Genomic DNA, 16987 nt, shown 5'->3' with positions numbered 1-16987 from the left:
ACAGAGAATCTCCCGGCCTGCCTTACCGGGCAAATGGAGCCTCATAAGAAAGAAAGGAGAAAGCATGAGCACGAAATGGCTGAAAACACTGGGCACCGGCCTCGCACTTACTGTCGCGGCCAGCACCATTAGCGCTGAAACCCTGCGAGTGGTTACCGACCCCAGTTTCGTCCCCTTCGAAATGATGGATCAGGAAACCGGTGAAATGATCGGGTTTGATATGGAAATCATCGCTGAAGTCGCCCAGCGCGCCGGCTTTGATTACAAACTCAATACCATGGATTTCAACGGTATCATCCCGGCCCTGCAAACGGGCAACGTGGATATCGCCATCGCAGGCATTACCATCACCGATGAGCGTGAAAAAATCGTTGATTTCTCCGATCCATACTACGACTCCGGTCTGCGGATTCTGGTTCGTGAAAACAACAACGAGATAGAGGAACTGAGTGACCTTGAAGGCCTGAAAATTGGCACCAAGATTGGCAGCACAAGCTACGATTTTCTCAAGAAAAACCTGGATAATAACGATGGGGTAACTCCATACCCGGGCAGCTCCGATATGTACATGGCACTGATGTCCCGGTCTGTGGATGCAGTGTTCTACGATTCACCCAACGTTGGCTACTTCGCACGCACCAAAGGTGAAGGCAAAGTCAAAACCGTTGGCAAATTGTATGAAGGCCAGCAGTATGGCATCGCTTTGAAGAGTGGCAGTGAGTGGGTTGATGAGGTTAATGAAGCCCTCGCCGAAATGAAAGAAGACGGAACCTACAAGAAAATATACGAGAAATGGTTCGGGCCTATGCCGGAAGACAAGTAAAGGCTCAAGAGCCGCCAGGCCCATCTGTCTCATTGCGCCGGGGTAAAACCTGCCCCGGCGACTTCTGACTCCAACCCCTGCGGAGACGCACACTGTGGAATCCCAGTTCCAATTTGACTGGCAAGCCGCCATCAACTCCATTCCCTTCCTGATCAAGGGAATACCCTATACCCTCTTGATCTCTTTTGGCGGCCTGCTTATCGGCTTTGCCCTTGGCATCATTTTTGGTTTGTTGAGCATCAACAGACATTGGTTTCTGAAATGGCCCGCAACGGCCTATATTGAAATATTTCGTGGTACCCCGATTCTCGTTCAGGTTCTGTTTATTTTTTATGGCCTGCCGGATCTGATCGGAGGCCCCATCGATCCCCTTACCGCGGGTATCGCCGCGATTGCGCTGAACTCGGGCGCTTACATTTCTGAAGTGGTGCGTGGTGGCGTTCAGTCCATCGACAAGGGCCAGACCGAGGCGGGGCTGTCTCTTGGCCTTTCCCGCACCCAGACATTCTGGTCAATCATCTGGCCCCAGGCATTCCGCCGCATGATTCCGCCGCTGGGCAATCAGGCCATTGTCAGCATCAAGGATACCTCTCTGTTCTCGGTGATTGGTGTCGGCGAACTTGTCCGTCAGGGGCAGGTTTACATTGCCAATACCTTTACGGCTTTCGAGGTGTATTTCGTGGTCGCGGTTATGTATCTGGCCATCACCCTCTCGTTGTCCCTGGTTCTCCGCCTGGTTGAACGCCGCGGGCTGGCCTCTGTCTGAAGGAACCTGATCCATGACTCAGATTGTACAAATGAAGGGCATGAACAAATACTTCGGCAAACTGCATGTCCTTAAAGATATCGATTTGTCCGTAGAACAGGGCGAAGTGGTGGTGATTATTGGCGCCAGTGGCTCCGGCAAATCCACACTGATTCGCTGCGTGAACGGCCTGGAGGAGTTCGAATCCGGCCATCTGGAAGTAGAAGGCCAGGCACTGGCTCCGAAAGGCGGCAATCAGAAGATGCTGGCGGAAATACGCAAAGAAGTCGGCATGGTGTTCCAGCAGTTTAACCTGTTCCCACACCTTACGGTGAAAAAGAACATCATGCTGGCGCCCCAGAAAGTCAAAAACACACCGCAAACCGTGGCGAATGCCACCGCGGAGCGCCTGCTGGAACGGGTAGGCATCGGCAATCAGGCGGACAAATACCCCAGCCACCTTTCCGGTGGCCAGCAACAACGGGTTGCCATTGCCCGCGCCCTGGCCATGGAACCGCGCCTGATGCTGTTCGATGAGCCCACCTCAGCGCTGGACCCGGAAATGATTGGCGAAGTGCTGGACGTAATGCGCGAACTGGCAAAAGAAGGCATGACCATGATGGTGGTTACCCACGAAATGGGCTTCGCCCGGGAAGTGGCCGACCGGGTGATCTACATCCACGAAGGCCAGATCGTGGAGCAAGGCAAGCCAGACGACGTTTTTGATAACCCCCAGAATGAACGCACTCAGGCGTTTCTCTCGAGGGTGCTTGCGCACTGACAGCTTGAGGGGTTTTGCACGCCTTTGTCTCAACCGGGCCCCTGGGAACTTTTATAGCTCTCAGGGGCTTGTTTTTGATGCTATCAACGAACTCAGGGCGCTGATTGAACGGGAACAACTCTATGGCCTGGGTTGTGGCTTGGTGGATATCGCATGTTGGCGTCCACACTGATTACACCCGATGCCCGGCTATGGACCTTGGACAAGCGACTAACCGACTTGGCATTGCGTTTTAGCGTGAGCTTTTGAGTAAGCATGGCTGAATCAACATTATTGCATCTTGATAATCGCACTTGCGATAAGTACGTTCGCAACCATCAGGTAAAGAAAAATCATGGGCGCCATTACCCAAACCTGCCAGAGTCTCGGTAAACGAACGTCCGGATCTCCAAGCAGCGATGCTCTTTGCTGAAAAAAGGAACCACGAAAGCTTCGCAGCAAGAGGTAAGCAAATACGTTGCTGCTTCTGAAAAACCGACCAATCACCCGTCCTTGCCAGAACATTCGGGCAGTTGCAATTCCTCCCGAGTCGGTGGCAACGCGATCTTCGATCAGAGCAACGTACCTGAACCCAATAGTGACAATGATAGGGAGAGGTATCCGGCCCAAAAAAACGCTGAAATAGCCGATGTAGGCAAACATCACAATCGTATCAAGCTCGCAACAGGCAGAACCGGCAATCACCGGCGTGGGTGGGAAACCCTGGTGATCGGAGCCGAGGTCTCCGAGAAGCACAACAGCTTTGCTCATGTCGCCTCCTTTGCGTCAGATTTCGTCCTTGATGAACCATCGCCTTTAATCGAGCAATTCTCGCCGGCGATGAAGGATCTATTATACCGCCTGCTCCCTCACCTGAGTTCACAATGCGATGCTGTCGAACCGGCACTCGCCAGTGCCCGCCGGGCGGTAGTCAACTTCCGCTGTTAACTGTATTATCGCAACAGGTTAACAGCCAGAAATGGCCACTGCACAAAATATCGATTTACCGGAGCCCCCTATGCGTAATGCCGACCTCGTCGCCCGCGGCCTCAAATCCGTGTGGCACCCCTGTACCCAGATGAAAGACCACGAAACCCTCCCTCTGGTGCCGATAAAAAGGGGCGAAGGTGTCTGGCTGGAGGATTTTGAAAATAACCGGTTTATCGACGCCGTCAGTTCCTGGTGGGTTAACCTCTTCGGCCACGCCAACCCGCGAATCAATGCGGCGATTCAAAAGCAAATCAGCGAACTGGAGCACGTCATTCTGGCGGGATTTACCCACGAACCTGTGGTCAATCTGTCCGAACGGCTCATTGAGGTAACTCCTGAAGGCCTCAACAAATGCTTTTATGCCGACAACGGTTCGTCTGCAATAGAGGCGGCGCTCAAGATGAGCTTTCACTACTGGAAAAACCTCGGAAAACCCGGCAAGAAGAACTTCGTGAACCTGAGCAACAGTTACCACGGTGAAACCTTGGGTGCTCTGGCCCTGGGTGATGTGGCTTTGTACAAGGACACCTACCAGCCGTTGCTGATGGAAGTGCTGACCGCGCCTTCTCCGGACGCGTATAACAAGGAGGAGGGTGAAACCGACGAGGCCTACGCCCTGCGCCAGTTTGAAGCCATGGAAAAGCTGCTGGCAGAGAAACATGAAGAAATCTGCGCGGTTGTGGTGGAACCGCTGATACAGTGTGCCGGCGGCATGCGCATGCACCATCCGATTTACCACACCAGACTGCGCGAAGCCTGTGATCGTTACGACGTGCACCTGATTGCCGATGAAATTGCGGTCGGCTTTGGCCGCACCGGCACCCTGTTCGCCTGCGAGCAATCCGGCATCAGGCCCGACTTTATGTGCCTTTCAAAAGGGCTGACTGCCGGCTACCTGCCGCTATCCGTGGTGTTGACCACCAATAACGTTTACAACGCCTTTTACGATGATTATGAAACCCTGAAAGCCTTTCTGCACAGCCACAGCTACACTGGCAATCCCATCGGCTGCGCCGTGGCACTGGCCACACTCGACATCTTCCGGGATGACAACGTGATCGAAAACAACCGCCGGCTCTCGGCCTGCATGGCGGAGTCCGTCGCGCACCTTGCCGACCACCCCAACGTCGGGGATATTCGCCAGCACGGCATGACCCTCGCAGTGGAAATGGTGAAGGACAAAGCCTCAAAAACGCCGTTTCCCTGGCAGGAGCGCCGGGGTGTTCGCGTTTATCAGCACTCTCTCACGCGCCAGGCCTTGCTTCGCCCCCTGGGTAATGTGGTTTACTTCATGCCGCCTTACGTCATCACTGAAGACCAGATCCGCCATCTGGCGCAGGTCGCGACCGAAGGCATCAACATCGCCGTTCGGGACTGATCAAGGTAAACACACATGCGCATCCCCAGAATCTACACCGACTCGCCACTGGGCGAAGGCTCTCACGCTGAACTGGACGAAAACGCTGCCCAGCATGTTGGCCGGGTATTGCGCATGCAGGCAGGGCAGGAGTTAAGGCTGTTCAACGGTGATGGCCAGGACTACCCGGCCACCATTACTGAAGCGGGAAAAAAGCGCGTTGAGGTGCTTGTCGGTGCACCCGAGCCCAACCACACGGAACCACCCCTGCAGATCATCCTTGGCCAGACCTTATCCAAGGGTGACCGCATGGATTACGCCGTACAGAAAGCGGTGGAAATGGGCGTAACGTGCATCGTGCCGCTCACCACCGAGCGCTGTGAGATAAAACTCAAAGGTGACCGGGAGGACAAACGTCTGCGCCACTGGCAATCGGTTGCCATAAGCGCCGCAGAGCAATGCGGTCGCGCCAAGGTACCCGAAATTTTGCCGGTTATGACCGTGGAACAGTGGCTTGAGCGCACCCGGAACTGCGATCTGCGCCTGGTATTACATCACCGCACCGCAAAGTCACTGGAATCCATAAACAAGCCTAGCAGCATAGCCCTGATGATTGGCCCCGAAGGCGGGCTGACGGCAGAGGAAATTGCTCAGGCAGAGAACGAAGGATTTCTGCCGGTGGCCCTTGGCCCACGGGTTCTCAGAACAGAGACTGCTCCGGTAGCGGCGATGGCACTTTGCCAATGGCTATGGGGAGATATTGGCAGCTGACTCACACAAGGCCGATCTGTCACCTGAAGCTGGCACCCCAGTCATTGACAGCTTCGGCACCGACAAACATTATCTCGATTGTGCGAGACTAGGGATTGAAGACTACTCGACCGCTGGTGAGTGCGCGCAGGGCGGGCCTTCCAAAACCGTGCGGAGCCATGGATGGCGGAGCCGAGCGTACACGGACGTATCCACAGCGTGTTTTGGAAGGCCCGCCCTGCGCGCACTCTTGCAAAATACCGAATATAAAGAGAGCGCGACCCCCGAATGACAAGCCTGTTTAGCAACCCGGAATTCTGGCAATACCTCAGCATTCCCGTTATTGCAGCCCTCATTGGCTGGACCACCAATTGGCTGGCCATCAAAATGACCTTCTTCCCGCTGGAGTTTGTTGGCAAGCCGCCGTTGCTGGGCTGGCAGGGCATTATCCCCTCAAAGGCACCGAAAATGGCGGCCATCAGCGTAGATGCCACCATTTCCAAAATCGGCACCGTTCGGGAAATCTTCGAGCAGATCGACCCCAAAGTTCTCGCCACCCACATTATCCACTCCGTAGAGCCGCGCATCGAAGAATATGTGGATGAAATGATGCTCAGGGAATACCCCACATTCTGGGAGAACCTGCCCGCCTCTGCCCGGAAGATGGTTTACGACCGGGTACGCAAGTCCACACCGCAACTGGTGGATAACCTGGTCGGCGATGTTTCGAACAATATAGAAGACCTGCTTGATATCAAAGCCATGGTCATCGAGAGGTTATCGGTCGACAAACAACTGCTGAACCGGATCTTTCTGGAGTGCGGCGATGCGGAGTTCCGTTTTATCGTGAACTCCGGGCTCTATTTCGGCTTTCTGTTCGGCCTGATCCAGATGGCCGTATGGTACGTTTACCAAAGCTGGTGGGTGCTACCCTTCTTCGGTTTGCTGGTGGGCTGGGCAACCAACTGGATTGCGCTGAACGTTATCTTCCGGCCTCTGCACGCGAAAAAGATCGGGCCTTTCCGAATTCAGGGCCTGTTCCTGAAACGGCAGACCGAAGTGGCGGAATCCTTCTGTCACATAGTTACCCACGAAATTCTTACCGTTGGCAATATCATCAACGGCATAATGGAAGGCCCCAAGGGTGACCGCGCCCGCAACATGGTAAAAAAACACATCAAACCACTGGTGGATGAAACCGCCGGAATGGGTAAAGCTCTCACCCAGATGGCTTTCGGGCCAACCGGCTTCGCCACCCTGAAAAACCGGGTTGGCGAAAAGGCTATCGAGATATCAAAAACCTCCTTTAATAACCCGATGTTTGAGACCGACCGGGCCCGCGCCGTTGAGTCCATTATGGTGGAGCGAATGGTTGCACTCTCGTCCGAGGAGTTTCAGGATCTCCTGCGCCCCTGCTTTCAGGAGGATGAGATCAAACTGATTCTTGTGGGCGCGGCCCTGGGTTTTGCGGCAGGTATCTGTCAACTCGTCTTTGTATTTGGCGGGGCCCTGGTGTAAACAGTTAGCTAACCGCAACGGCTTTAGCCTGTGCAAGCGTGTTACGGATCTTTATACTCCAGAGAGGCACAGGTCCGTACTTTTTAACGACTGGTTGAACCGGAGGCAGCGGATGCCAGGCTTTTTTTCATGGATTGCAGATTTTTTCACCAAAACAAAACCATCACCTCCTCCGGCTACCGAAGCACGGCTGTTTAATTCTGCAAAAACCATCACATCAGGCGATACGGCAGACAACACACAAGGCCTGTCGGTGCAGCTTGAAGAAAACCTGTTCTGCTGGCTACTGGATACTGGCCCCGCCAACCTGCGCGCTGAACACGCCTTGCCAGACAAGGCGCTCCAGGAACTTGAATACCGCCTGTCGAACAACAAAATGGAAGAGCTGCCAAGGCAGCCCTTGACCATTCCCATGTTGATGAAAGCGCTATCAGACGAATCGGGCGGTCGCCAAAAGCTCAGCCAGATCATACTGGGCGATCCTGCCTTGACGGATCAGATACTGCAGGTTGCCAACAGCCCTTACTTTCGTACCGGAGATCACACCATAGAGTCGGTTGATCAGGCGATATTTGTTCTTGGCATGGACGGCATCCGCAATGTTATTGCGGCAGCGGTTATGCGCCCGATGATGACAGCGCGTAACAGCAGGGAAGCGCTGTTCGCGCAAAGAGCCTGGCGCTGGGGGCTTACCTGTGCCCGCGCCGCTGAATTTATCGCAAAGCTCCGTGGTGAAGATGCCAGTGGCTACTTTACCGTTGGGCTGTTGCCGGCGCTTTCCTATATCACTATTCGCAGGGAGCTTCAGCAGATATTACGGTCGCAGCGCGGCGACGGCGACCCCGGCATAGCCCTGATCCGCGATGCGCTGACACGCTTCCAATGGAGAACCTGCCAACTCATTGCCAGCGAATGGAACCTGCCCCCCAAATACCATTCCTACCTTATGGTCGCAGAGCGTCCGGTGCCCGATCAGGAACAGGCAACCCTGATTGATGGCATGGTCATAGCCAGCCGCGAAGTGCTACGCCATGCCCACCAGCGAAACATGCCCGAGGAAGATCTGGAAAAAATCGTGCATCTCACCCCGGAACAGACCGGGCGGGTGCGGGCCTCCCTGAAGGCTGTTCTCAGCGAGGGTGCCCGGGGCTGATATCGGAGCCCGCACTGCCGTGCAGCAGCGTTGCGAAGGTTGTGGATTCGTTCTCTCGCTCCCCCTTGAGCAACTCCTCGGGAAACACCGGGGGTAACCGGTCTACCACCCGGTCTTCATCGTGGCGAACAGCCGTGAGTACATCACCTACGGTAATCAGATCCAGAGCCCGGCCCGGAACCAGCTGATCGCCCTGACGCCCTGCCAGGGAGAGCAATCCTGCGCGAATCAGCTTGTCGCTCACACCACGGGTTACTTCACCGGGTACGCGCAGTGCCTGCTCCAAAGCTTCCTGTTGCGGAGCTTTCTTGCCCTCGCTGAATGGGCGCGCAACCATCCACATCATGGCTAATGCGACCTTTTCCTGCAGTTCCGGTGATAACTGAACATGAGTGCGCTTGGCAACCGAGCCGGGGTTTTGCAGATAAAATGCCAGGCTGGCGCCCAGAAGCAGAATCATCCAGTTCAGGTAAATCCAGATCAGCATGATGATGCCAATCGCAAAGCTGGAATAAATCGCGGCGTACTTGGCAGAACCGGCCACAAACGAGGCAAACAGCATCCCCGCTGCCTGCCAGGAAACCCCCGCAACCAGCCCCCCGATTGCAGCATAGCGCAACTGCACGCGGGTATTGGGCATAAACACATACACAAAGATGAAGGCACCGACCACAAGAAAGAACGGGGCAAACCGGCTGATTGCAAGAATCAGTGAGCCGAATGGCTCGATGGCAATGAGAGTCTGGACAAAGGATGAGGAGAAGATGGTAGCGCTCACCCCGATGGCGGACACCATCAGCAGCGGGCCGACCATGATAACGCTCAGGTAGTTACTGAACCTCTGGGCCACAGAACGCATCTCGGGCACACGCCAGATCATATTGAACGAGCGTTCGATTTTCTGCACCAGGGATACTACTGTGTACACCAGAAGCGCCAGGCCTACGGAGCCCAGCACCCCCACTTTCATGTTATCCACGAAGCCGAGAATGCGCTCGGCCATTTGAACTCCCTGGGGGCCCATGGGCTGAAAAAACTGAAACAGGAACGGCTCCATACGCTGATGCACTCCCAGCGCTTTCAGCACGGAAAAACTCAACGCCAGCAGTGGCACAATGCTGAGCAGCGTGGTGTATACCAGGCTCATGGCATGGAGCGTTAGCTGCCCGCTGATAACATCCCGCATCAAGGCATAAGCCGAACGCCCCACTTTGTACAGCCAGGTCCAGGGCCAGTTCTGGGGCGGGTTAGGGTTTGCAAGAATCCAGTCTTCTGCAGCCTGCAGACGCTCTTTAAATTGGAATGAAGCCACGTAACATCCTGTTTTCAAATAAGGCGACGGTATCCCGCAACGGATACGAAACAGAATCAGTATGGCCTACTTTACTCCCGAGAGGAAAGCAGGCTACCAGGAAACGGCCTTATTCGATCCACGCTTTATGATCGGCGTTTCGCCCTCCCAGATAGCCAGACCGGAAGCCAGGTCGGTCAGTGAAAGCTGGATGTAGTACTCCACCTGCTGCTCCTTGCCCACCCGGTGATTGCGCTGAAGAATCTTGCCAGAAAGGCTCAGGTCCGGCGCCTGCAGCGTGCCCCTGCCCTGAACGCCAGACTGGTCAAACTCCTCTGAATCGCGCAATTCCCGGGCTTTCATGGCCATCTCGTCTTCAGCGCCGTCAAGACCAACTGCCGTGGTGGTTACCACTTTCCCTGAACGCAACAGCGCCACGCGGATTTTTTTGGTGAGCTGGTCGGTATCAATACGCTGCATGGTGTCGTTGGTAATACGGCTTACTACCATGATGTAACGGCCACCATCAGGGTTATCGACGGCGCCGCTGGCAAGCATATCCTCTACCGCATCTGTGGCGGCTTTTTCAAAATCCCGGTAGTCCATGGTCATAGCCACAGGGCCGTCGTCGGCGGCCGGGTCTACATAGCGCGTAGGGGTAGCACAGCCGGCAATAACAGCGAGGCTGGTCAGGATCGCAAGAGCACGTAACAACATGGGACTTTCCTTTTATTTGGGTTCACGAAGGTGCAGCTGGTAACTGGTTACGCGGGCATGAGGGGCCGTAGCTTTAAAGTAGCGCACCTGCCCGGTTACCAGAGTTGCTTTGCGGTAGCCTTCACCAACGCCTTCAACAACCATGCCGCTGTCATCGAACCAGGTCACCTTCCAGGCCAGCTCTGTGTCTGATCTCGCCTCCACTGCGAACTGAACCTGCAGAAGAGTGTCGCCACCGGGCTGCACCAGGCGCTTCTCAAAGAGCTCAGTTACCGCCATGGTGTAGACCACTTCCGGGTCTACCTTCAGGTTCTGCCTCTCACTCAGTGGCCGGGTTTCCGGCGGTGAGGCGCAACCTGCCAGGCCAAGAACCAGCATGCTGGCTAACAGTAGTATTTTCATAAAGTGCACCCTGCTTTTCCGATGTATTGAAAACTGAATCCAGAAACCCGCGTTACTTCACTGTGATCGCCCAAATTACCCATGCGCCTGAACCTACTCGTGCATGCGCCTGAACGTGGCTGCAGTCTGGCCCTGCAAGTCCATGATCATAACCGTTGCCGGAGCCTGCAACGTTGGCCGCTTCACATACACCAGCGTGAAGGCCTGTTGCGGAATGTCCAGCTCGCCCAACGGCTCGCCCTTGTGGTTCAGCAGTGTCAAACGTCCGTTCTCCGGGCGGTTGATTCGGGCCGCCTGCCAATGGTCCGGTAATGCCTGCCAGCTGCGCAGATCAGCCTGGGTGGTTGCAACCGTGTACAGGGATGCAAAAAGCTGTCCCCAGGGACCAAACTGCTCCAATGCCTCGCTCTGGAGAAGTGCTTTGCCTACTGCAGATGCGACCGCCCGGGCAAGCACTCCCGGGAACCTTTCTCTCATTTCAGTGCGGACAACCTTGCCCATGTCCGAGATACGCTCGGTTGTTATAACCTCACCGGCTGCATTTGCCACGCTGATTCCACCGGGCACCGCAGCTCTTTCAGTATACTCGGGTAATGCAATACCGACATATGCCGGCGCCTGTTGGGTTCCGCGTACAACAACCAGTGGCACATCCAGTCGCGATTCCTTCAGAATCGGGCCCAACCCGTTTTCGTACACAATCCATACCTGCGGCGGCAAATCCTTCAGGCTCTGCGCGCCCGAGGCGAGAGCACTCGCCAGTTTCGCGTCAGCCTGCAGCACGCTGCTCTCCGGGCGCATTTGAGCCACACGCGTGAGCGAGGTGGCTGCCCGCTCATAATCCCCACCACCGGAAGCATTGGCAAGAAAGTAGATGCCGTGAAGCCAGGTGCTTGCCGGCACAATAAACTCCGGAAAAACCGACCAACCCGCAGGTGCCCCGTATTGGCTGTCAACCGCCGACTGAAAACGCCTGTCATCCAGGCTTTCGCGAACCGTAGCGGCTTTCAGGTTTCCGCTCCGGGCCTCTCGACTCAAAGCTGTCTGCTGTTCTGCAATTTCCTTGCGGAAAAAATCAACAGCACGCCGGGTCCGGTCATCAGCCCGGTTAAACTCAACCCTTGCATACTCACTGTTCCCTGCAGCCAGAAATGCCAGGGCCTTGTACGTGTTCACCAGAACGGCCTCAGACATTAACGCCTCGTAGTCACGCTGTGAGTCGTTAATCATCACCGCCATCAAGCCTTCCGTGGCGCTTGCCAGCAATCCCGTGGTGTCGAGGTATTTCATTCCATCTTCTGCCAGATCATAGGCCTTTACGGATTCATCATAACGACCTGTCAGACGATACATTTCGCCCTGGTGCAGCAACTCCAGCAAGTGCTCCCGGGCATCGACCGGTCTGCGTTTATCCTCCGGGAATCTCACCACGTTTAGCGCCGTGTCGTAGTCGCCAGCAGTATAAGCCGAGTTGAACGCAGCCAGCTGATCCCGGTGCTGAAACGACGAGCACCCTGATATCAGGGTTGCCATCAGCGTGGCCAGAATCCGATATCGGAATTTTTTCAAATCGTGACCTCCTGATACGTCACGATATTTTGCCGAGGTTCCGCGCCGTAATATCCACGATCCGCTGCCGGGCTTCGCGGCTGGCCCAGGCCGAGTGGGGCGTAATTATCAGGTTAGGAATATCATCCGCCAGCAGGGGATTACCTCTGCGCGGCGGCTCTTCGGTCAGCACATCAAACCCGGCGCCCCCGATAACGCCTTCACGTAGCGCCTCTGCCAGGGCGGCCTCGTTTACCAGCCCACCGCGACTGGTGTTAATCAGCAGGGCCTCCGGCTTCATCATCCGCAACTCCCGGGTGCCTATTATGTTGCGGGTTTCATCAGTGAGCAGGCAATGAAGTGAAAGGACATCTACCCGGGGCAGCAGCTCATCCAGCGGGACTCTGGGGTAACCGTCTTTTTCTCCGGCGGGCTGCCCGGGGCGCGCGCCCAGAAGTATGTTCATGCCGAAGGCTTTCGCCCTTTCGGCAACACCCTGCCCGAGATCGCCGTAACCAAGAATGCCCAGGGTGCGGCCCTCAAGCTCCATGATCGGGTGGTTCATCAGGCAGAACATGTCACTTTCAGCCCAGCGACCGGCCTGCACATCGCGATGGTAATCCAGCAGGCGTGTTGCCAGTGCCAGCATCAGCGCCATGGTGTGTTGCGCCACGGTGGAACGCCCGTAGTTGGCTACGTTAAGAACGCGCACGCCATGCTCCCTGGCCGCCTCCTGATCAATATTGTCCAGCCCTGTGGCCACAACAGCAATGGTTTTCAGCTCCGGGCAACTTTCAATATGCTCACGCTCAAGCCTGACTTTGTTCACCAGAACCGTATCAAAACCGCGGATCCGCTCCGCCACCTCTTCCGAGGATGTGGCATCATATTTGACAAGGCCCCCGGTGATCCGTTCCACCGGCGCCAGGTCCACGTCATTGCCAAGTGTAAGGGCATCAAGAAATACGGCTTTCATACTTTTCTCCTTCATCAACTCAAGCCGAGATTAGGGTAGACTGGGCCAAACGTCCAAAATAAGAGAACAGAAGTTATGGAACACGAATTCTGGCACGAGCGCTGGAGCAAGAAGGAAATTGGCTTCCACGAAGGCTCCGTTAACCAATATCTCTACGACCACTGGCCCGAACTCTCCGGTGGCGGTACTGAGAGTGTGTTTGTGCCATTATGTGGCAAAGCCCACGATATGTGGTGGCTGCATGACTGGGGCCACTCGGTTATTGGTGTGGAGCTGAGCGAAATTGCCTGCAAGGACTTCTTTGAAGAAGCCAATGAGAAAGCCCAGGTACACCCGGGAGAACCTTTCACTATCTTCCGGCACGATAACCTGCAACTCTGGTGTGGCGACTTCTTTCAACTGGTTCCGGATGATTTACGACACATCCGCCTGGTGTACGATCGCGCTGCCCTGATCGCCCTCCCTCCTTCCATGCGTAAACGTTACGTGGAACATCTTACAGCGGTCATTCCAGAAGGGGCGCGCATTCTGCTGATCACGCTGGACTATAACACCCGAATCACCGCGCCGCCGTTCAACGTGAGTGATGACGAAGTGCGCGAGCTCTACAAGGCTGACTATGACATTGAGCACATACTTACCAACACCCTGGCCCGCGACCACCCGTTCACCAAGCGTAGGGGTCTTGTCAGTGCAACGGAGAGCGTATTCCGGCTTATCAGAGGCTGAGCCTGAAGCTCCGGCCTGATTCATCAGCCGGGGCAGCTTCAACCGATAATTTCATATCAGGTCACCGCGCGGTCCCGGGTCATTACGTGGGCACATCAGCAATGCCAACATCGATACCGGAGCCCCGGAGTTCGCTCCAGGCCCAGGGGCCATTTATGATCATCGCCACCTTTCCCGCCTTGAACCCCTCCATCATGGTGCCATAATCTGCATCAGGCGCCAGCACCCCCTGGTCCAACAGAGAGCGGATACCGGCCACGGCACGAATGGCGCCGTCCGTGGCAACCCCCACATCGGTCAGGTCGTAAACAAACTCTTCGGCGCCAAAACTGTAACCACCGGAGCCGGCAAAGATCGGCCAGGAAAAATAGACATTGCGATAATCCCAGGCAATGGCACGAACACCCCTTGGGCTCAGTTTTCGGTGCAGTTCGGCCACCTGCGCCAGAGTCGTGGGTGGCTCCGCTACCAGATCCCGGTTGTACAGCAGGCTCACCACCTCCATGGCGATCGGGTAACCATACACCCGCTTGCCAACCGACACTGACTGCCAGGCGAATGGCGCAATCACATCACGGACGGCGTCAGATGGCTCAATGGCTGCGAGATGGCCTTCATTAATCCAGCTTCCGAAACGGTCATGGGGCCAGATGATGATATCCGGCGCGTTGTCGGAATAGCCGTAGTGATCGTACTGGGTGGTCAGATCGTCCGGAGTTTCCACGGTCACGGGAACACCGGTTTCCCGCTCAAAGCGCTTGCCCACTTCGGCGAGGCCCTGGTGGCCCTTGTCGGCATTAATCCAGATCAGCAGTTCCCCGCGTTCGATCGCCAGTACCGAATGGGGTTGGAGAGTCAGGCAGAACAACACTGCCAGAGTAGTTCGGATCATTGCGCACAGCCCTTTTGTTGTTATTCCGGTTTTGAACCATGTAAACAAGGTGCATCAATGATCGCATCATCCACCTGGCCTGTTTTAAGGGGGTGAACCCGGGGGCGTAAGTTCTCCGCCCCCCGGACGACCACCAGGAACACCACCCTGGCCCTGCCGGTAACATAATTTAATGAACCTTAACCAATAACGGCCTGTCCAACTCGGTGACCGTGAACTAAGCTCACATTGAGCAGGCCGAAATCCGACACAGATCGCGACCGGCCAGAACGGTTGATTCCTTCCACCCATAACCAAACGAAGCGCCCAAGGGGCGACCGTAACAGCAACGGGGATATTGCGTGTACTGAAAGCTGAAGAACAGCGAGCGAGGGGCTACCCATGAGCATACTGCAGCAGTTTAAAAACCGGTATGAAAGCACCCAGGAAGAAGAATACAGCCTTGAGGAATACCTCGAGATCTGTAAGAACGATCCCACGGCCTACGCCACGGCCGCAGAGCGATTACTGATTGCCATCGGCGAACCCGAATTTGTCGATACCTCCCGGGACACGCGTCTGTCGCGTATTTTTTCCAACAAAATCATCAAACGATATCCGGAATTTTCCGAATTCTACGGCATGGAAGAAGCCGTGGAGAATATCGTGTCCTTCTTCCGGCATGCCGCCCAGGGCCTGGAAGAAAAGAAACAGATTCTGTACCTGCTGGGGCCGGTGGGCGGTGGTAAGTCGTCACTGGCAGAAAAACTCAAGTACCTGATGCAGAAGGTGCCCTTCTATGCCATCAAGGGCTCGCCGGTAAACGAATCCCCCTTGGGGCTTTTTGACCCGGCAGAGGACGCCGCCATTCTGGAAGAAGAGTACGGCATTCCCTCCCGCTATCTGAAAAACATCATGTCGCCCTGGGCGGTTAAGCGCCTGCACGAATACGGCGGCGATATCAGCAAATTTCGAGTGGTGAAAAAGTATCCCTCTGTGCTGGACCAGATCGGCGTGTCCAAAACCGAACCGGGGGACGACAACAACCAGGATATCTCTGCCCTGGTGGGCAAGGTCAACATCCGCATGCTGGAGGATTACTCCCAGGATGATCCGGATGCCTACAGCTTCAGTGGTGGTTTGTGCAAGGCCAACCAGGGGCTGATGGAATTCGTGGAGATGTTCAAGGCGCCCATCAAGGTACTGCACCCGTTGCTGACCGCAACCCAGGAGGGCAACTACAACACCACCGAAGGCATGGGCTCGGTACCCTTTGATGGGGTTATTCTGGCCCACTCCAACGAATCCGAGTGGCAGACCTTCCGCAACAACAAGCACAACGAGGCCTTCCTTGACCGGGTCTACATCGTCAAGGTGCCCTACTGCGTACGGGTTACCGAAGAGATCGAAATCTATAAAAAACTGCTGAAAAACAGCTCCCTCGCGGGCGCTCCCTGCGCGCCGGACACCCTGGACATGTTGGCCCAGTTCTCCGTGCTCTCGCGCATCAAGGAGCCGGAAAACTCCAGCATTTTCTCCAAGATGCGGGTCTATGACGGCCAGAACATCAAGGATACAGACCCGAAAGCAAAATCCATTCAGGAATACCGGGATGCCGCAGGCGTGAACGAGGGCATGGACGGCCTTTCCACCCGGTTTGCGTTCAAGATTCTCTCCAAGGTGTTCAACTTCGACACCACAGAAGTGGCCGCCAACCCGGTGCACCTGCTGTACGTGATTGAGAAGCAGATTGAACAGGAGCAGTTCGCGCCGGAAGTCCAGGAGCGCTACCTGCGCTTCATCAAGGAGTTCCTGGCGCCGCACTATGTGCAGTTTATCGGCAAGGAAATCCAGACCGCTTACCTGGAAAGCTACAGTGAATACGGCCAGAACCTGTTCGACCGTTACGTAACCTATGCCGACCTGTGGATTCAGGACCAGGAATTCCGGGATCCGGAAACCGGCGAGATTCTCGACCGCTCGTCTATTAACGAGGAACTGGAGAAAATCGAAAAGCCGGCCGGCATCAGCAACCCCAAGGACTTCCGCAACGAGGTGGTCAACTTTGTGCTGCGGGCGCGGGCCAATAACCAGGGCGAGAATCCCTCCTGGCTCAGCTATGAAAAACTGCGCAGCGTGATCGAGAAGAAGATGTTCTCCAACACCGAAGACCTGCTGCCGGTTATTTCCTTTAACCCCAAAGCGAGCCAGGAGGATCAGAACAAGCACAAGCAGTTCGTTGAGCGCATGGTCGATCGGGGTTATACAGAGAAGCAGGTGCGCCTGCTGGCGGAATGGTACCTGCGTGTTCGCAAGTCGCACTAGCAGAACCCGGATTCGCAGGAGTAGTCATTATG

The 16987-nt window shown here is 55.6% G+C and carries 16 protein-coding genes; 9 read left to right on the top strand and 7 right to left on the bottom strand.

Features of this window, described 5'->3' with window-relative positions:
* Nucleotides 1–64 precede the first annotated feature (64 nt).
* The 3 genes from CDH48_RS01025 (at nt 65) to CDH48_RS01015 (ending at nt 2349) form a co-directional block, all read left to right on the top strand.
* Nucleotides 65–823 carry a transporter substrate-binding domain-containing protein gene (locus tag CDH48_RS01025; RefSeq protein ID WP_100686846.1) on the top strand — a complete coding sequence of 253 codons (759 nt, stop codon included), beginning with the start codon at nt 65–67 and terminating at the stop codon, nt 821–823.
* A 94-nt stretch (nt 824–917) separates the two neighbouring features.
* The gene (locus CDH48_RS01020) at nt 918–1589 is read left to right on the top strand and encodes an amino acid ABC transporter permease (RefSeq protein WP_100686845.1); all 672 of its coding nucleotides are present in this window, start codon (nt 918–920) and stop codon (nt 1587–1589) included.
* Between the two features lie 13 nt (nt 1590–1602).
* Complete coding sequence (locus CDH48_RS01015) at nt 1603–2349, top strand: amino acid ABC transporter ATP-binding protein (protein ID WP_100686844.1); 747 nt, start codon at nt 1603–1605, stop codon at nt 2347–2349.
* Nucleotides 2350–2619: 270 nt separating this feature from the next.
* Here CDH48_RS01015 and CDH48_RS01005 read toward each other — a convergent pair whose 3' ends face one another.
* Nucleotides 2620–3099, bottom strand: coding sequence for a hypothetical protein (locus CDH48_RS01005; protein ID WP_100686843.1), 480 nt, complete (start codon nt 3097–3099; stop codon nt 2620–2622).
* Between the two features lie 247 nt (nt 3100–3346).
* Here CDH48_RS01005 and CDH48_RS01000 point away from each other — a divergent pair, with 247 nt between their 5' ends.
* From CDH48_RS01000 to CDH48_RS00985, 4 genes are all read left to right on the top strand, one after another.
* Nucleotides 3347–4696, top strand: coding sequence for an adenosylmethionine--8-amino-7-oxononanoate transaminase (locus tag CDH48_RS01000; protein ID WP_100686842.1), 1350 nt, complete (start codon nt 3347–3349; stop codon nt 4694–4696).
* A gap of 15 nt (nt 4697–4711) precedes the next feature.
* Complete coding sequence (locus CDH48_RS00995) at nt 4712–5446, top strand: 16S rRNA (uracil(1498)-N(3))-methyltransferase (protein WP_100686841.1); 735 nt, start codon at nt 4712–4714, stop codon at nt 5444–5446.
* A gap of 267 nt (nt 5447–5713) precedes the next feature.
* Nucleotides 5714–6943 (top strand): DUF445 domain-containing protein, encoded by a 1230-nt coding sequence (locus CDH48_RS00990; protein WP_100686840.1) that lies wholly within the window; start codon nt 5714–5716, stop codon nt 6941–6943.
* Nucleotides 6944–7055: 112 nt separating this feature from the next.
* Nucleotides 7056–8096 (top strand): HDOD domain-containing protein, encoded by a 1041-nt coding sequence (locus CDH48_RS00985; RefSeq protein WP_100686839.1) that lies wholly within the window; start codon nt 7056–7058, stop codon nt 8094–8096.
* Here CDH48_RS00985 and CDH48_RS00980 read toward each other — a convergent pair.
* The 5 genes from CDH48_RS00980 to CDH48_RS00960 all read right to left on the bottom strand — a co-directional run bounded on the left by CDH48_RS00980 (nt 8074) and on the right by CDH48_RS00960 (nt 13030).
* On the bottom strand, nt 8074–9408 hold the full coding sequence (locus CDH48_RS00980) for a YihY/virulence factor BrkB family protein (RefSeq protein ID WP_100686838.1): 1335 nt from the start codon (nt 9406–9408) through the stop codon (nt 8074–8076). The two genes, CDH48_RS00985 and CDH48_RS00980, sit on opposite strands and share 23 nt — an antisense overlap.
* A gap of 93 nt (nt 9409–9501) precedes the next feature.
* On the bottom strand, nt 9502–10104 hold the full coding sequence (gene lpoB, locus CDH48_RS00975; RefSeq protein ID WP_100686837.1) for a penicillin-binding protein activator LpoB: 603 nt from the start codon (nt 10102–10104) through the stop codon (nt 9502–9504).
* Nucleotides 10105–10116: 12 nt separating this feature from the next.
* The gene (locus CDH48_RS00970; RefSeq protein ID WP_100686836.1) at nt 10117–10506 is read right to left on the bottom strand and encodes a YcfL family protein; all 390 of its coding nucleotides are present in this window, start codon (nt 10504–10506) and stop codon (nt 10117–10119) included.
* A gap of 93 nt (nt 10507–10599) precedes the next feature.
* The gene (locus CDH48_RS00965) at nt 10600–12075 is read right to left on the bottom strand and encodes a COG3014 family protein (protein WP_227520868.1); all 1476 of its coding nucleotides are present in this window, start codon (nt 12073–12075) and stop codon (nt 10600–10602) included.
* A gap of 19 nt (nt 12076–12094) precedes the next feature.
* Nucleotides 12095–13030, bottom strand: a complete 936-nt coding sequence (locus tag CDH48_RS00960) for a D-2-hydroxyacid dehydrogenase (RefSeq protein WP_100686835.1) — start codon at nt 13028–13030, stop codon at nt 12095–12097.
* Between the two features lie 75 nt (nt 13031–13105).
* Here CDH48_RS00960 and tmpT point away from each other — a divergent pair, with 75 nt between their 5' ends.
* Nucleotides 13106–13759, top strand: coding sequence for a thiopurine S-methyltransferase (tmpT, locus tag CDH48_RS00955; protein WP_100686834.1), 654 nt, complete (start codon nt 13106–13108; stop codon nt 13757–13759).
* An 82-nt stretch (nt 13760–13841) separates the two neighbouring features.
* Here the strand turns inward: tmpT and malE are convergent, their stop codons facing one another.
* On the bottom strand, nt 13842–14651 hold the full coding sequence (gene malE / locus CDH48_RS00950) for a maltose/maltodextrin ABC transporter substrate-binding protein MalE (RefSeq protein ID WP_100686833.1): 810 nt from the start codon (nt 14649–14651) through the stop codon (nt 13842–13844).
* Nucleotides 14652–15032: 381 nt separating this feature from the next.
* Between malE and CDH48_RS00945 the strand changes: the two genes are divergently transcribed.
* A complete protein-coding gene (locus CDH48_RS00945; protein WP_100686832.1) occupies nt 15033–16955 on the top strand; it encodes a PrkA family serine protein kinase in 1923 nt (640 codons plus the stop codon).
* The last annotated feature ends 32 nt before the right edge of the window (nt 16956–16987 follow it).

This window comes from Marinobacter aromaticivorans (genome assembly GCF_002806975.1).
GTDB lineage: Bacteria > Pseudomonadota > Gammaproteobacteria > Pseudomonadales > Oleiphilaceae > Marinobacter > Marinobacter aromaticivorans.
This window is presented reverse-complemented; position numbering and strand designations above follow the sequence as displayed.

Excerpts from the sequence above, each read along its gene's own strand:
- lpoB (WP_100686837.1), bottom strand. The coding sequence starts at position 10,104 with ATGTTGTTACGTGCTCTTGCGATCCTGACCAGCCTCGCTGTTATTGCC.
- CDH48_RS01015 (WP_100686844.1), top strand. The coding sequence starts at position 1,603 with ATGACTCAGATTGTACAAATGAAGGGCATGAACAAATACTTCGGCAAA.
- tmpT (WP_100686834.1), top strand. The coding sequence starts at position 13,106 with ATGGAACACGAATTCTGGCACGAGCGCTGGAGCAAGAAGGAAATTGGC.
- CDH48_RS00990 (WP_100686840.1), top strand. The coding sequence starts at position 5,714 with ATGACAAGCCTGTTTAGCAACCCGGAATTCTGGCAATACCTCAGCATT.
- CDH48_RS00995 (WP_100686841.1), top strand. The coding sequence starts at position 4,712 with ATGCGCATCCCCAGAATCTACACCGACTCGCCACTGGGCGAAGGCTCT.
- CDH48_RS01025 (WP_100686846.1), top strand. The coding sequence starts at position 65 with ATGAGCACGAAATGGCTGAAAACACTGGGCACCGGCCTCGCACTTACT.
- CDH48_RS00945 (WP_100686832.1), top strand. The coding sequence starts at position 15,033 with ATGAGCATACTGCAGCAGTTTAAAAACCGGTATGAAAGCACCCAGGAA.
- CDH48_RS01005 (WP_100686843.1), bottom strand. The coding sequence starts at position 3,099 with ATGAGCAAAGCTGTTGTGCTTCTCGGAGACCTCGGCTCCGATCACCAG.
- CDH48_RS00960 (WP_100686835.1), bottom strand. The coding sequence starts at position 13,030 with ATGAAAGCCGTATTTCTTGATGCCCTTACACTTGGCAATGACGTGGAC.
- CDH48_RS01000 (WP_100686842.1), top strand. The coding sequence starts at position 3,347 with ATGCGTAATGCCGACCTCGTCGCCCGCGGCCTCAAATCCGTGTGGCAC.
- malE (WP_100686833.1), bottom strand. The coding sequence starts at position 14,651 with ATGATCCGAACTACTCTGGCAGTGTTGTTCTGCCTGACTCTCCAACCC.
- CDH48_RS00970 (WP_100686836.1), bottom strand. The coding sequence starts at position 10,506 with ATGAAAATACTACTGTTAGCCAGCATGCTGGTTCTTGGCCTGGCAGGT.
- CDH48_RS00985 (WP_100686839.1), top strand. The coding sequence starts at position 7,056 with ATGCCAGGCTTTTTTTCATGGATTGCAGATTTTTTCACCAAAACAAAA.